Here is a 13,211-nt window from a genome sequence, read left to right as displayed (position 1 = left end):
TCCTCCGGCGGGGACGTGTCAGGCCTCGGGCGCCTCCGGGGTGGCGGGAGCAGAGGACACGGCGGCTGCGTCGGTGCAGCCGCAGGATTCGCGGATCACGAGCCGCGTCTCGAGCACCGTGCTCGGGCCGAGCTCCTCGCCGAGGGCGCCGGCGGCGGCGCGGGCGCCCAGCTCGGTGACGGGCTGATGAACGGTGGTGAGTCGGGGCGAGGCGATCGCCGCGAGCGACTGGTCGTCGAACCCGGTGATGGCGACGTCTGCGGGGATCCGGTGGCCGAGGCCGGGCAGCGTGGCCAGGAGTCCGATCGCGAGTTCGTCGTTGGCGCAGACCAGCGCGTCGGGGAGCACGCTCTCATGCACCTCGCGGGCGGCGAGGGCGCCGCTTCGCACGTCGAGGCCGTAATGGAGCGGCGCACCGGCCTCGCGGAGGCCGGCGGCGGCAAGGGCGTCGCGGAAGCCCTCGTACCGGCGCGTCGTGTCCGGGGATCCGTCGGGCTCGCCGACGAACCGCATCCGTCGGTGTCCGTGCACCTCGATGAGATGGCGGGTCAGCTCTGCCGCTGCGCCGCGGCCGTCGGTGAGGACGGACGGCGCATCCGCGCTGGAGCCGGCCACGAGGACGACGCGACCGGTCCGGGAGAGGCGGGCGACCTCGTCGTCGGGCAGCGTCCCCCCGGCGATTAAAAGCCCGTCGGTGCGCTCGGCGAGCTGGCGGACCGACCCCACGGCATCCGGCCGCAGATGGGTGCCGAGGACGTTGATCGCGACGCCGCGCTCGAGCGCGACGGACTCGGCGCCTTCGATCAGCGCGGCGAAATACGGCCCGCCGAGGCCGGGCAGGACGATCCCGAGGGTGTTGGTGCGCTGGTACGACAGCGCGCGGCCGAGCGACGACGGTGTGTAGCCGAGGCGGTCGATCGCCTCCTGCACCCGCTTCTTGGTCTCGCCGGTGACGCGGGGGTCGTCGTGCGTGACGCGGGAGACGGTGGCGACCGAGACACCGGCCTCGCGGGCGATGTCGCGGATCGTCGGCCGGGCGGGCGTGCTGCTCCGTCGGCGCGTCGTCGGGCCGCTTCCGGTGCTCATTCCGCCTCCTCGAACCCGGCATCCGGGGATGTAACCGGATACATCGAGCGACTGTAGCGGATGGTAACCGGTTACATCAAGGCCTCGTCAGGAGGACAGGCGGCGGAAGGCGTCGCCCAGCCAACGGTCGTAGGCCGCCCATGGGTCGCGCTGTACGGCTTGGAGCGCGGCGATGTGATCGGTGAGCGGGGCGGCCGAGGTGAACCACTCGCCGCCCTCCCGCAGGGAGGCGAACTCACGGTGCCGCTGCTGCTCGAGCGTCCGCCCGCCGGGCTCGAACGCGAGCAGTTCGTCGTGCCGGATCGCGGCGAGGCGCGAGCGCGGAGTGGAGGAGGTGCCGATCTTCACCCGCGCGGCGTAGCGCAGGTAGTAGACCACCTCGACCCGAGGGGGTCGCAGGTCGGCATCCGGCGCGTCACCGAGCCGCCACCCGCAGCGGTCGCAGTGCCACGCCGAGCGCCCGATGCCGACCGGAAGGCGCTCGCCGAGCTCGCCGCCGCACACGCGGCACGGGGAGGGCATCGGCTCGGGCACAGGGCCATTGTGCGACCGGCTTGCGACATCCTCCGCCCCGGTGCCGCGGCAACCAGGACGGAGTTTCTGCGTCGCGATGCGCGGCGGCCCCGGAATCCCGCGGCCGGGCGAGCCGCGGGCGCGCGAAACTCCGTCCCGGTGGCCGCCAGCGCAGCCGGACGGGCGGAACCGGGCCTGGATGTAACCGGATACATCGGGTATGGTCGCGCCGGTAACCGGTTACATGTCAGGTCCCGGTCGCGCCGACGCGACCGGCCGGGGCTGCAGCGACGCAGAACAGGAGGCCGGATGACCATCCCCACCCTCGCCGAGCGGCTCGACCGGGTCGTGCTGTACCAGGCCTATCCGCAGAGCTTCGCCGACGGCAACGGCGACGGCATGGGCGACCTCGACGGCCTCGCCGCGCGGCTCGACTACCTGCAGTGGCTCGGCGTGGACGCGGTCTGGGTGAACCCCTGCTTCGTCTCGCCGATGCGGGATGCCGGCTACGACGTCGCCGACTTCGACCACATCGACCCCCGCTACGGCGGGGATGCCGCGCTCGATCGCCTCGTCGCCGAGGCGGACCGCCGGGGGATCGCCATCGTGCTCGACCTCGTCGCCGGGCACACGTCCGACCGGCACCCGTGGTTCCTCGCCGCCGCGGATGATCCGACGGATCACCGCTACGTGTTCTCGGACCGCCCCGCCGAGGGCTTCGAACCCGTCCCCGGTTCCCGCGGCGGCTGGTACAAGCCGAACTTCTTCGCCTTCCAGCCGGCGCTGAACTTCGGCTACGCGCGCCCGCACCCCGACGAGCCGTGGCGCCAGGCCGTCGACGCGCCGGGCCCCCTCGCCAACCGGGACGCCCTCGTCGACATCATCCGCCGCTGGTACGACCGCGGCGTGCAGGGCTTCCGCGTCGACATGGCCGCGTCCCTCGTCAAGGACGATCCCGGCCACGTCGAGACGGCGCGGCTGTGGAACGACATCCGGCGCCGACTCGACGAGAGCCACCCCGGTCGGATCCTCATCGCGGAGTGGGGCGATCCGGCACGCTCGATCCCGGCGGGCTTCTCGAGCGACTTCTTCCTGCAGTTCGGCGGCGACACCGACGGCCGCCCGTTCAAGTCGCTGTTCTCCAACGGCAGCGGCACGGTCCACGAGGCCTGGGAGCCGGCCACGGCGTGGGCGGATGCCGCGGGCGCCGGCGACGCGGCGGATTTCGTGTCCGCGTGGCGCGACGCGGCCGCAGCGATCGAGGCGGACGGCCGTGGCGGCATCGTGGGCCTGCCTACCGCGAACCACGACTTCACGCGGCTGGTGAGCGGGACCCGGGACGCCGAGCAGGCTCGCGCGGCGCTGCTCCTGGTCCTCACCTGGCCGGCGATGCCGTCCGTCTACTACGGCGACGAGATCGGCATGCGCTACCTGCCCGGGATCGGCCCGCTCGAGGGCTCGTCCCTCGGACCGAGCTACGAGCGCGCCGGATCGCGCACGCCGATGCAGTGGGGGGATCTCGGCGCCACCGGCCGGTTCGCGCCGACCGACGGCTTCGGTCCGTCGCGGTACCTCCCCGAGGATCCCGACCCGCATCGCCCGACCGTCGCGGCGCAGCTGGACGATCCCGCATCCCTGCTCCACTTCGTCCGCGACGCGATCGCCCTCCGCCGCAGCGACGCCCGGCTCTCGGCGCACAGCGGAGTCGATGTCCGCGGGACGGCCTACCCCTTCACGTACGTGCGGGGCGGGTCGCTGCTGGTCGCGCTGAACCCGTCCGCGTCGTCCCGGTCGGTGCCGCTCGGCGACGGGCCGGCGACGGTCCTGCTGGCGCACCGGGCGCGCCGCGACGGCGACGGCCTCACGCTCGAGGCGTTCGGCTGTGCCGTCGTCGACCTCGATCCGACCTCGCACCCGGCCGCGCGGGGCGCGGCATCCGATGAAAGGAACACCGCATGACGACCTACACCGGTCCCACGATCGCGACGCCGGAGGGCTTCCTGTGGGGAGCGGCGACGGCCGCGCACCAGATCGAGGGCGGCAACGTCAACACGGCCCACTGGGAGTTCGAGCACGCGCCGGACACCACCGTCGAGGAGCCGAGCGGCGACGCGTGCGACTCGTACCACCGGTATCCCGAGGACATCCGGCTGCTGGCGGATGCCGGGTTGACGACCTACCGGTTCTCGATCGAGTGGGCGCGGATCGAGCCTGAGAAGGGCATCGTCTCGCGGGCCCAGCTCGACCACTACCGCCGCATGATCGACACGTGCCGGGATGCCGGCGTCGAGCCGTTCGTGACGTTGCACCACTTCACGGTGCCGCGCTGGCAGGGCCGTGACGGCGGCTGGTACGCGGACGACGTCGTCGACCGGTTCCGGCGGTACACCGAAACGGCGACGCGGATCCTCGACGACGTGGAGTGGGTCGTCACGATCAATGAGCCGAACATGATGGTCAACCAGACCGAGGCGAAGATCGACACCGAGCAGGGCGTCAACTTCCCCGGGCCCTCCCCGCACGTCGCGCAGGTGATCGCCGAGGCGCACCATGCGTCGGTCGACGTCCTGCGGGGGCTCGGTCACGTGAAGTCCGGTTGGTCGGTCGCGAACCAGGTGTACCAGGCGGTGCCGGGGCACGAGAAGGAGCGCGACGACTGGGGGTACTGGCGGGAGGACTACTACCTCGAGCAGGCGCGGGAGGACGACTTCATCGGCGTGCAGTCGTACCTACGGACGATCATCGGTCCCGACGGACCGGTCCCGTTCCCGGACGACGTGGAACGGACGCTGACCGGCTGGGAGTACTATCCCGAAGCCCTCGGCCACGCGCTCCGGCACACGCACGAGGTGACCGGCGGCGTGCCCATGGTCGTCACCGAGAACGGCATGGCGACCGCTGACGACAGCCGCCGGATCGACTACACGACCGGGGCGCTGCAGGGGGTGGCATCCGCTCTGCAGGACGGGCTCGACGTCCGCGGGTACCTGCACTGGTCGCTGCTGGACAACTACGAGTGGGGGTCGTTCCGGCCGACGTTCGGCCTGATCGGCGTGGACCACCGGACCTTCGAGCGGACGCCGAGGCCGAGTCTCGCGTGGCTGGGGGACCTGGCGCAGCGGGGCGAGCTTCCCGCGGGGTGAACGGAGCCCGGATGCGCGGGGCCGTGCGGGCGGTCCGCTGGCTAGGGTGGAGGTCCCGCACGAAGGAGCACGCATGAGCATCGCCGCGCCCGACCTCGACCGCGCGATCGGCGAGGCCGCGTTCTCCGGCATCGTCACTATCGACGTCGGCGGGGAGCGCCGCCTCGAGCGCGTCGTGGGTTTCGCCCATCGCGGGCATCGCGTGCCGATCACGCCGGACACCCGGCTCGCCATCGCCAGCGGCAGCAAGATCTTCACGGCGCTGGCGGTCCTCCGCCTGGTCGAGCAGGGGCTCCTGCGACTGGATCAGCCGGTGCGGACCGTCCTCGGCGAGGACCTCCCGCTCATCGACCCGGGCGTCACGATCGAGCATCTGCTGAGCCACACCTCGGGCATCGGCGACTACATCGACGAGTCCGCCGGCGGCGACATCGACGACTACGTCCTCACCGCGCCGGTGCACACCTTCGAAACGGCGGAGAGCTTCCTGGCGGTGCTGGACGGCTTCGAGCAGGCGTTCCCGCCGGGCACCGAGTTCGGGTACTGCAACGGCGGCTACGTCGTCCTCGCGATCGTCCTCGAGCGGATCACCGGCGAGGCGTTCCACGCGGCGATCCGCCGGCTCGTGCTCGAGCCGGCGCGTCTCGGGCGCACCGACTACCTGCGCAGCGACACCCTCCCGGGCGACGCGGCCCTCGGCTACCTCGACGACGAGGGCGATCGCACGAACATCCTGCATCTGCCGGTGCTCGGCAACGGGGACGGCGGCGCCTTCACCACGGCCGCGGATCTGCACCGCTTCTGGCGCGCGCTCCGCCGTGGCGAGATCATCGCCCCGGAGACGTACGCCGAGCTCGTGCGCCCGAGGTACGACGTCGAGGACGAGGGCAAGCGGTTCGGCCTCGGGATCTGGCTGCACGAGACCACGGACGCCCTCATCCTCGAGGGGTACGACGCCGGGGTGTCGTTCTGGTCGGCGCACGACCCCGCGGCCGACGCCACGTACACGGTGATCGCGAACAGCTCGGAGGGCGCCTGGCCGGTCGCCCTGGTCCTGCGGAGCGCGTTGGAATCCGCTGCCGCGGACTGACGCGGACGCACGGATGCCGCGGGCCGGGTCTCCCGGTCCCGCGGCAGCCGTGGCGGGTCAGTCGTCCAGCTCGGTGCCGATCACGGCGCCGGACGCGTCGAGGGTGACCTCGACGATGCGGTCGTCGCCGGTGAGGACGGAGACGTCGAACGGCGAGCGGTTGTCGTCGTCGGCGTCGATGTCGATGATGCGGCCGTCCGCCTCGGCCAGGGCCGCGGAGACCATCTTCTCGAGGGTCGCCGCGTCGAGGACGTGGGTCGCGGCGCGGTCGTCGCCGTCGGCCGGCTCGGTCTCCTGGACGGTCGCCGTGCCGTCGGCGGCGACCAGGACCTCGGTCTCGGAGCCGTCCGCGCCGCGCAGCGTCACGTCCCAGCTGCCGTCGCGGTTCGCGTCGATCGAGACCGGGTCGCCGTCGGCGACGGATGCCGCGGCCCGCCCGATCTCGTCGAGCTCGGCCGCGGTCGCCGCGCCGGCCGAGGCCGGGAGGGCGGAGCCGTCGTCGCCCGAGTCGCCCGAGTCATCGACCCCGTCGTCGCCGGAATCCGCGCCGGTGGAGTCGCCCTGATCGGCCGTGCCGTCGTCGTCCGATGCCTCGGTGCGGTCGTCCGACGTCGAACCCGCGTCGCCGCCCTGATCGGCGACGAGCCCGGCGACGCGGTCGTCGTCGTCGTCATCGAGCGCGGACCCGATGGCCACGCCACCGCCGATCAGGAGCGCGGCGCCGACCACGCCGGCGCCGGCGAGAAGGGCGGTGCGGCCGCGCCGACGAGGGCGGGCATCCGACGCGGCGGGAGCAGCGGTTCGGTCTGCGGCCGGTGTCTGCTGCGCAGCCGTCGCCTCGGCCGGCCGGCCGTCGGGGTAGGCCTGCGTCGGCGCGGTCTCGGCGTGCGCATCGGGGGTGGGTGTGGAGTCGGGGGTGCTGTTGTTCTCGCTCATGTCCCCCATGGTTTCCCGCGGGCGCTGAAGCCCACCTGAAGCGACCTGAAGCGGCCTTCAGGATGCTGCGTCGTCCGGCCCGCCGGTGGGAGGATCGGAGGATGACCGACACGCCTCCTGCCGGACTGCCTCTCGATCAGGCCGCGGCCGACCGGATGTGGGCGGAGTACAGGCCGCTCATCCCGAAGCCGTCGCCGCATCGCCGGAGCATACCGTCGAGCATTTCGGCGACTCCCCGCGTCTCGCGGACGAGCTGCTCGGGATCGTCCTCTCGGGCCGCAAGCGCGCCACCTCGGAGCTCGTCGCCGAGTTCCTCGCCCGAGGGGACGCCGTCCCGCGCATCGGCTCGCACTGGATCGCCTGCGACAGCAGCGGAGCGCCGCGCATCGTCATCCGCAGCACGGAGCTCAGGATCGGCTCGTTCGCGAGCGCCGACGCGGGCTTCGCGGCGGACGAGGGCGAGGATGACCTCAGCCTGGCCGGCTGGCAGCGGGAGCACCGCCGGTACTGGACGAGGACCGCCGCTGCGCGGGGCGCGGCATGGTCGGAGGAGGACGAGATCGTCTTCGAGCGCTTCGCCGTCGTCTGGCCGCCCGAGCACGCCGACTGAGCGGCGCCCCGCCCGGATCAGGGAGCGGCGGGCAGCGTCACCGTGAAGCGGGCGCCGCCGAGCGGGGAGTCGCCCGCCGTGACCGTTCCGCCGGACGCGACGACGACGGCGGAGACGATCGCGAGGCCGAGGCCGCTGCCGCCGGCATCCCTCGCCCGTCCCTCGTCGAGTCGCACGAACCGCTCGAACACACGCTCGCGCTCGCCCGCCGGGATGCCGCTGCCGTCGTCGTCCACGGTCAGCACCGCGCGCCCCGCCGTCTCCGAGACGCCGATCGCGACCCGTGATCGCGCGTGGCGCGCCGCGTTGTCGGCGAGATTCCGGACGATCCGGCCCAGCAGCCGCCCGTCGCCCCGCACGCGGACCGGGCCGATGCCCGATCCGTCGACCGTCACGCCGGCCGCCCGCAGGCGCGATGCCTCGGCCAGCGCGAGGTCGTCGAGGTCGACGGCATCGCGGCGCTGCGGGGCGTTCTCGTCGAGGCGGGTCAGCACGAGCAGGCCGTCGACGAGGTCCTGCATCCGCAGGCCCTCGGCGCTCACGACGTCGGCGAGGTCGTCCAGGGACGTCGCGTCGGGGTGAGCGCGCGCGAGCTCCGCGTGCTGCCGCATCGTCGCGAGAGGGGAGCGCAGCTCATGGGATGCGTCCGACACGAAGCGCCGCTGCGCCGTCGCGGACGCGTCGAGGCGGTCGAGCATGCGGTTCATCGTGGCGGCGAGAGCGGCGATCTCGTCTCCGGATGCTGGCTCCGCCACGCGCCGGTCGAGCCTGTCGGCCGTGATGTCGTCGACCTCGTTGCGGATGCGCGACACCGGCCGCAGCGCCCGTCCGACCACCCACCACGTGACCCCGGCGACGACGGCGGTCACCAGCAGGGCGGATGCCGCGAGCAGCAGACCGACGGTCGCGAGGGTCGCGTCGTCGTCCCCGACGGGGACCGCGAGGACCAGGCGGGCGTCGCCCGCGGTGTCGTCGCCGTCGGAATCCTCGTCGTCACCGTCGCGATCCGCGTCGTCGCCCGAGTCCGGTCGGCCCTCGGCGTCGTCGTCGATCCCCTCGCTGACGATCAGGACCGGCTCGCCGCCGTAGGAGACGACCGACCCGTCACGGTCCGCCGGCAGCGGCCCCTCGTCGGCGTCGTCGGATGCCGCGACGACCCGCCCCGTCGCGTCCACGACCTGCGCGATGTCGTCGTCCAGGTCGCCGATCGTGGACGCGCCGAGTTCGCCGGCACGCAGCGCGAGCTCCTGCGCGCGCGTCTCGGCAGCGCGCGCCGCCCCGTCCCGCACCGTGGTGCCGAGCACCGCCGCGAACGCGAGCGACCCCAGGATCATGACGGCGGCGACGATCAGCGTCGCGGCGAGCGTGATCCGCGCGCGCAGGGAGCGGCCCCACGGCATCCGCCCACGTGACCGCCGGACCGGCCCCACGCCGCTCCGCTCAGCCACCGTCGGCAGCCAAACGGTATCCGGCGCCGCGGACCGTCTCGATCGCGGAACGCCCGAAGGGACGGTCGAGCTTGTTCCGCAGGTGGCCGACGTAGACCTCGACGATGTTCGGGTCGCCGTCGAAGTCGTCATCCCACACGCCCGCGATGAGGTCCCGCTTCGACACGACCTGGCCGCGGTGCCGCATGAGGTGCTCGAGCACCGCGAACTCCCGCGCGGTCAGCTCGACCGCCGCGTCGCCGCGGGCCACGCGCCGGCTGCCGGTGTCGAGTCGCAGGTCTCCTGCTTCGAGCACCACGGGTCGTTCCACGCCGCCGCGGCGGATCAGCGCCCGAAGACGCGCGACGAGGACAGGGTAGGAGAACGGCTTGGTCACGTAGTCGTCGGCGCCCGAGTCCAAGGCGTCCACCTGATCCCATTCGCCGTCCTTGGCGGTCAGCATGAGCACGGGTGTCCAGTTCTCCTCGGCGCGGAGGGCCTCGCAGACCTTCCAGCCGCTCATGCCCGGCATCATCAGGTCGAGGACGATCGCGTCGTACCGCGTCTCGCGGGCGCGCCAGAGGCCGTCGATCCCGTTGTGCGCGACGTCCACGGCGAAGCCCTCGGCCTCGAGGCCACGCCGTACGCCGTCGGCGAGGCGCACCTCGTCGTCCACCACCAGTACTCGCATCGCACCCAGTGTGGCGCGTCCACGCTGAAGCGGGGCTGAAGCGGACCGGGATCCGTCGGCGCGGGATGACGCGGATCCGCCCGATCGGATCCGCCGCGTTGTGCCGATTCCACCGCGAATCACGGCATCCGTTGTCGATGTCTTGCAGAAGCGAGGCTCGAGCCCGCGTTACCGTGGGAACGTGACCCCCTCTTTCGAGGCTCCGGCCCCTGATCCCGACATCGTCCGCGTGCTCGCCGACGACGGCACGTTCGCCCCCTCGGCGGCGGCCGAGCGGTACCTGCCGCTGATCGACGCGCTCGCCGACTCCGACCTCGAGACGTTCTACCGCGACATGGTCGTGGTGCGCGCGTTCGACCGGCAGGCGACCAATCTGCAGCGGCAGGGCCAGCTCGCGCTGTGGCCGCCGTCGCTCGGCCAGGAGGCCGCACAGGTCGGCTCGGTCCGCGCCGCCCGCGCCCACGACCACATCTTCCCGTCGTACCGCGAGCACGTGGTCGCGACGACCCGCGGCGTCGACCCGATCGACATCATCCGCCTCATGCGCGGACTGACGCACGGGGGCTGGAACCCGGCGGAGCACCAGAACACGCACCTGTACACCCTCGTGCTCGGCGCGCAGACGCTGCACGCGACCGGTCTCGGCATGGGCCTCGTCTTCGACCGGCGCACCGGCACGGGCGATCCCGACACCGACGAGGCGGTCATGGTCTACTACGGCGACGGCGCCTCCAGCCAGGGCGACGTGCACGAGGCGATGGTGTTCGCGGCGAGCTACCGGACCCCGCAGGTCTTCTTCCTGCAGAACAACCAGTGGGCGATCTCGGTCCCGGTGACGACGCAGTCCCGCGTCCCGCTCGTCCGGCGAGGCGAAGGCTACGGCATCCCGTCGATCCGTCTCGACGGCAACGATGTCCTGGCGAGCTACGCCGTCAGCAAGACCGCGCTCGACGAGGCGCGGGCCGGTGACGGCCCCCGGGCCATCGAGGCGCTCACCTATCGCATGGGCGCGCACACGACGAGCGACGACCCGACGAAGTACCGCACCAGCGAAGAGGAGCAGTCCTGGCTGCGCCGCGACCCCATCGCCCGCATGCGCGCGTACCTCGAGAGCCGCGGCGCATCTGCGGCGTTCTTCGACGACGTGGATGCCGAGGGCGCGGCGTACGCGGACGATGTCCGAGTCCGCACCAACGCGCTCGGCGACATCCCGACGACCATCATGTTCGACCACGTCTACAGCGATGCGCACACGCTGGTGGCGGAGCAGCAGCGCTGGCTCGCCGAGTACGACGCGGCGTTCGAGGGAGGCGCCGAATGAGCGACATCCAGACCATGCCGTTCGCGAAGGCCCTCAATGCGGGAATGCGGGCGGCGATGACCGCCGATGACCACGTCCTGCTCATGGGTGAGGACATCGGTCCGCTCGGCGGCGTCTTCCGCGTCACCGAAGGGCTTCACGCTGAGTTCGGTGCGCAGCGCGTGCTCGACACCCCGCTCGCGGAGTCCGGGATCGTCGGCACCGCCATCGGGTTGACGATGGCCGGGTTCCGCCCGGTCGTCGAGATCCAGTTCGAGGGCTTCGTGTTCCCCGCCTTCGACCAGATCACCGCGCAGCTCGCGAAGCTGACCAACCGGCACGAGGGTGCGGCATCCTTCCCCGTCGTCATCCGCATCCCGTACGGCGGGCACATCGGGGCGGTCGAGCACCACCAGGAGAGCCCGGAGACGTACTTCGCGCACACGCCGGGGCTGCGGGTCGTGTCGCCGTCGACGCCGAACGACGCGTACTGGATGATCCAGGACGCCATCGCCTCCCCGGACCCCGTGATTTTCCTCGAGCCGAAGGCCAAGTACTGGATGAAGGGCGAGGTCGACCTCGCGGAGCGGGCGCTGCCGCTGCACGCGTCTCGCGTGGTGCGCCGGGGGACCGACGTCACCCTGGTCGGTCACGGCGCGATGGTCACCACCCTGCTGCAGGCTGCGGCGCTCGCCGAGAGCGAGGGCACCTCCTGCGAGGTGGTGGACCTGCGCTCGCTGTCGCCCATCGACTATGCGCCCATCATCGAGTCCGTGCGTCGGACCGGCCGCATGGTCTACGCCCAGGAGGCGCCCGGCAACGTGTCGGTGGGCTCGGAGGTGGCCGCGACCGTCATGGAGCGCGCGTTCTTCGCGCTGGAGGCACCCGTGCTGCGGGTCTCCGGCTTCGATGTCCCCTTCCCGCCCGCGAAGCTCGAAGGGCAGTTCCTGCCCGACGCGGACCGCATCCTCGAGGCCGTTGACCGCGCCCTCGCCTACTGAGCACGACTACTGACTGGAGTGCACCGATGAGCACGCAGACCTTCCACCTCCCGGACGTCGGCGAAGGCCTGACCGAGGCCGAGATCGTGCAATGGCACGTCGCTCCCGGCGACACCGTGTCGGTCAACGACGTCCTCGTCGAGATCGAGACGGCGAAGTCGCTCGTCGAGCTGCCGTCGCCGTTCACGGGCACCGTCGGCGACCTCCTCGCCGCCGAGGGCGCCACGGTCGAGGTCGGAGCGCCGATCATCACGATCGCGGGCGGCGAGGGCCAGCCCGACAGCGACATCGGCCAGTCCGAGCACGGTGAGAAGCACGCCGAGCCCGCCGCCGAGTCCGGCGCCGTGCTGGTCGGCTACGGCTCGGTCGGCGAGGTGACCTCGCGCCGCCGGAAGCCGGCCGAGAAGCCCGTCACCCGCGCGGTCGGCGTCGTCGCGAAGCCGCCGATCCGCAAGCTCGCCCGCGACCTCGGCGTCGACCTGAGCGACGTGACGCCGAGCGGCGCGGCCGGTGAGGTCACTCGCGACGACGTGATCCGCCACGCGCAGCAGGCGTCGGTGTTCCGCAACATCGCGACGCCCGATCGTCCGCTCGAGCGCGAGACGTCGATCCCGGTGGACCGCGAGCACGCGGCATCCGCCGTCGCCCCTTCTCCGGCCGCTCCGGCGCAGACCGCCGAGCGCCGCACCGCACCTGGTTTCGACGATTCGCGCGAGGAGGCGATCCCGGTCAAGGGTGTCCGCAAAGTGACGGCCAACGCGATGACGTCGAGCGCGTACACGGCGCCGCACGTCACGGTCTGGACCGACGTCGACGCGACCCGCACGATGGAGCTCGTCAAGCGGATGAAGGCCTCGCCCGACTTCGCCGACATCAAGGTCTCGCCGCTGCTCATCGTCGCGCGGGCCGTCATCTGGGCCGTGCGCCGCACGCCGATGGTCAACGCGGCGTGGGTCGAGACGGAGGACGGCGCCGAGATCCGGGTGCGCCACTACGTCAACCTGGGGATCGCCGCCGCGACGCCGCGCGGTCTGCTCGTGCCGAACATCAAGGACGCGCAGGACCTCAACATGCGCGGTCTCGCGAAGGCGCTCGAGAAGCTCACCCTCACGGCGCGCGACGGAAAGACGTCTCCGGCCGATCAGCAGGGCGGCACCATCACGATCACCAACATCGGCGTCTTCGGGATGGATGCCGGGACCCCGATCATCAATCCGGGGGAGTCGGGCATCGTCGCGATGGGAACGATCCGGCAGAAGCCGTGGGTCGTGGACGGCGAGGTGCGGCCGCGATACGTCACAACGGTGTCGGGGTCGTTCGATCACCGCGTGGTCGACGGCGACGGCATGAGCCGGTTCATCGCCGACGTGGCATCCGTCCTCGAGGAGCCCGCGCTGCTACTCGACTGATGTGA

General features: G+C 72.3%; 11 protein-coding genes and 1 pseudogene. 7 read left to right on the top strand and 5 right to left on the bottom strand.

All coding sequences use genetic code 11. From position 1 onward, the window contains the following. Positions 1-18: 18 nt before the first annotated feature. Positions 19-1,086, bottom strand: a complete 1,068-nt coding sequence (locus AB3M83_RS01195) for a LacI family DNA-binding transcriptional regulator (protein WP_412944535.1) — start codon at positions 1,084-1,086, stop codon at positions 19-21. An 87-nt stretch (positions 1,087-1,173) separates the two neighbouring features. Beyond that, positions 1,174-1,620 carry a GIY-YIG nuclease family protein gene (locus AB3M83_RS01190; RefSeq protein ID WP_412944533.1) on the bottom strand — a complete coding sequence of 149 codons (447 nt, stop codon included), beginning with the start codon at positions 1,618-1,620 and terminating at the stop codon, positions 1,174-1,176. A 288-nt stretch (positions 1,621-1,908) separates the two neighbouring features. Here AB3M83_RS01190 and AB3M83_RS01185 point away from each other — a divergent pair, with 288 nt between their 5' ends. The 3 genes from AB3M83_RS01185 to AB3M83_RS01175 all read left to right on the top strand — a co-directional run bounded on the left by AB3M83_RS01185 (position 1,909) and on the right by AB3M83_RS01175 (position 5,832). After that, a complete protein-coding gene (locus AB3M83_RS01185) occupies positions 1,909-3,558 on the top strand; it encodes an alpha-amylase family glycosyl hydrolase (RefSeq protein ID WP_412944532.1) in 1,650 nt (549 codons plus the stop codon). Continuing rightward, complete coding sequence (locus AB3M83_RS01180; RefSeq protein ID WP_412944531.1) at positions 3,555-4,742, top strand: glycoside hydrolase family 1 protein; 1,188 nt, start codon at positions 3,555-3,557, stop codon at positions 4,740-4,742. The genes AB3M83_RS01185 and AB3M83_RS01180 overlap by 4 nt, the downstream gene beginning before the upstream one ends. Before the next feature lie 73 nt (positions 4,743-4,815). Further along, positions 4,816-5,832, top strand: a complete 1,017-nt coding sequence (locus AB3M83_RS01175; protein WP_412944530.1) for a serine hydrolase domain-containing protein — start codon at positions 4,816-4,818, stop codon at positions 5,830-5,832. 57 nt (positions 5,833-5,889) lie between these two features. Here AB3M83_RS01175 and AB3M83_RS01170 read toward each other — a convergent pair whose 3' ends face one another. Continuing rightward, positions 5,890-6,768 carry a hypothetical protein gene (locus AB3M83_RS01170; RefSeq protein WP_412944529.1) on the bottom strand — a complete coding sequence of 293 codons (879 nt, stop codon included), beginning with the start codon at positions 6,766-6,768 and terminating at the stop codon, positions 5,890-5,892. Positions 6,769-6,869: 101 nt separating this feature from the next. Here AB3M83_RS01170 and AB3M83_RS01165 point away from each other — a divergent pair. Next, positions 6,870-7,378: pseudogene (locus AB3M83_RS01165) on the top strand (ASCH domain-containing protein). 17 nt (positions 7,379-7,395) lie between these two features. Here the strand turns inward: AB3M83_RS01165 and AB3M83_RS01160 are convergent. Next, positions 7,396-8,778 (bottom strand): sensor histidine kinase, encoded by a 1,383-nt coding sequence (locus AB3M83_RS01160; protein ID WP_412944528.1) that lies wholly within the window; start codon positions 8,776-8,778, stop codon positions 7,396-7,398. A gap of 40 nt (positions 8,779-8,818) precedes the next feature. Beyond that, positions 8,819-9,496, bottom strand: a complete 678-nt coding sequence (locus AB3M83_RS01155) for a response regulator transcription factor (RefSeq protein ID WP_412944527.1) — start codon at positions 9,494-9,496, stop codon at positions 8,819-8,821. 181 nt (positions 9,497-9,677) lie between these two features. On the opposite strand from AB3M83_RS01155, the gene AB3M83_RS01150 reads away from it, so the two are divergent. The 3 genes from AB3M83_RS01150 to AB3M83_RS01140 are packed head-to-tail and all read left to right on the top strand — an operon-like array spanning position 9,678 to position 13,206. Then, entirely contained in the window at positions 9,678-10,817 is a 1,140-nt protein-coding gene (locus AB3M83_RS01150; RefSeq protein ID WP_412944526.1) for a thiamine pyrophosphate-dependent enzyme, read from the top strand. Further along, entirely contained in the window at positions 10,814-11,797 is a 984-nt protein-coding gene (locus tag AB3M83_RS01145) for an alpha-ketoacid dehydrogenase subunit beta (RefSeq protein ID WP_412944525.1), read from the top strand. Before AB3M83_RS01150 ends, AB3M83_RS01145 begins: the two co-directional genes overlap by 4 nt. A 26-nt stretch (positions 11,798-11,823) precedes the next feature. After that, positions 11,824-13,206, top strand: coding sequence for a dihydrolipoamide acetyltransferase family protein (locus AB3M83_RS01140; RefSeq protein WP_412944523.1), 1,383 nt, complete (start codon positions 11,824-11,826; stop codon positions 13,204-13,206). Positions 13,207-13,211 lie beyond the last annotated feature (5 nt).

This window comes from Microbacterium pasadenense (assembly GCF_047246565.1).
Lineage (GTDB): Bacteria > Actinomycetota > Actinomycetes > Actinomycetales > Microbacteriaceae > Microbacterium.
This window is presented reverse-complemented; position numbering and strand designations above follow the sequence as displayed.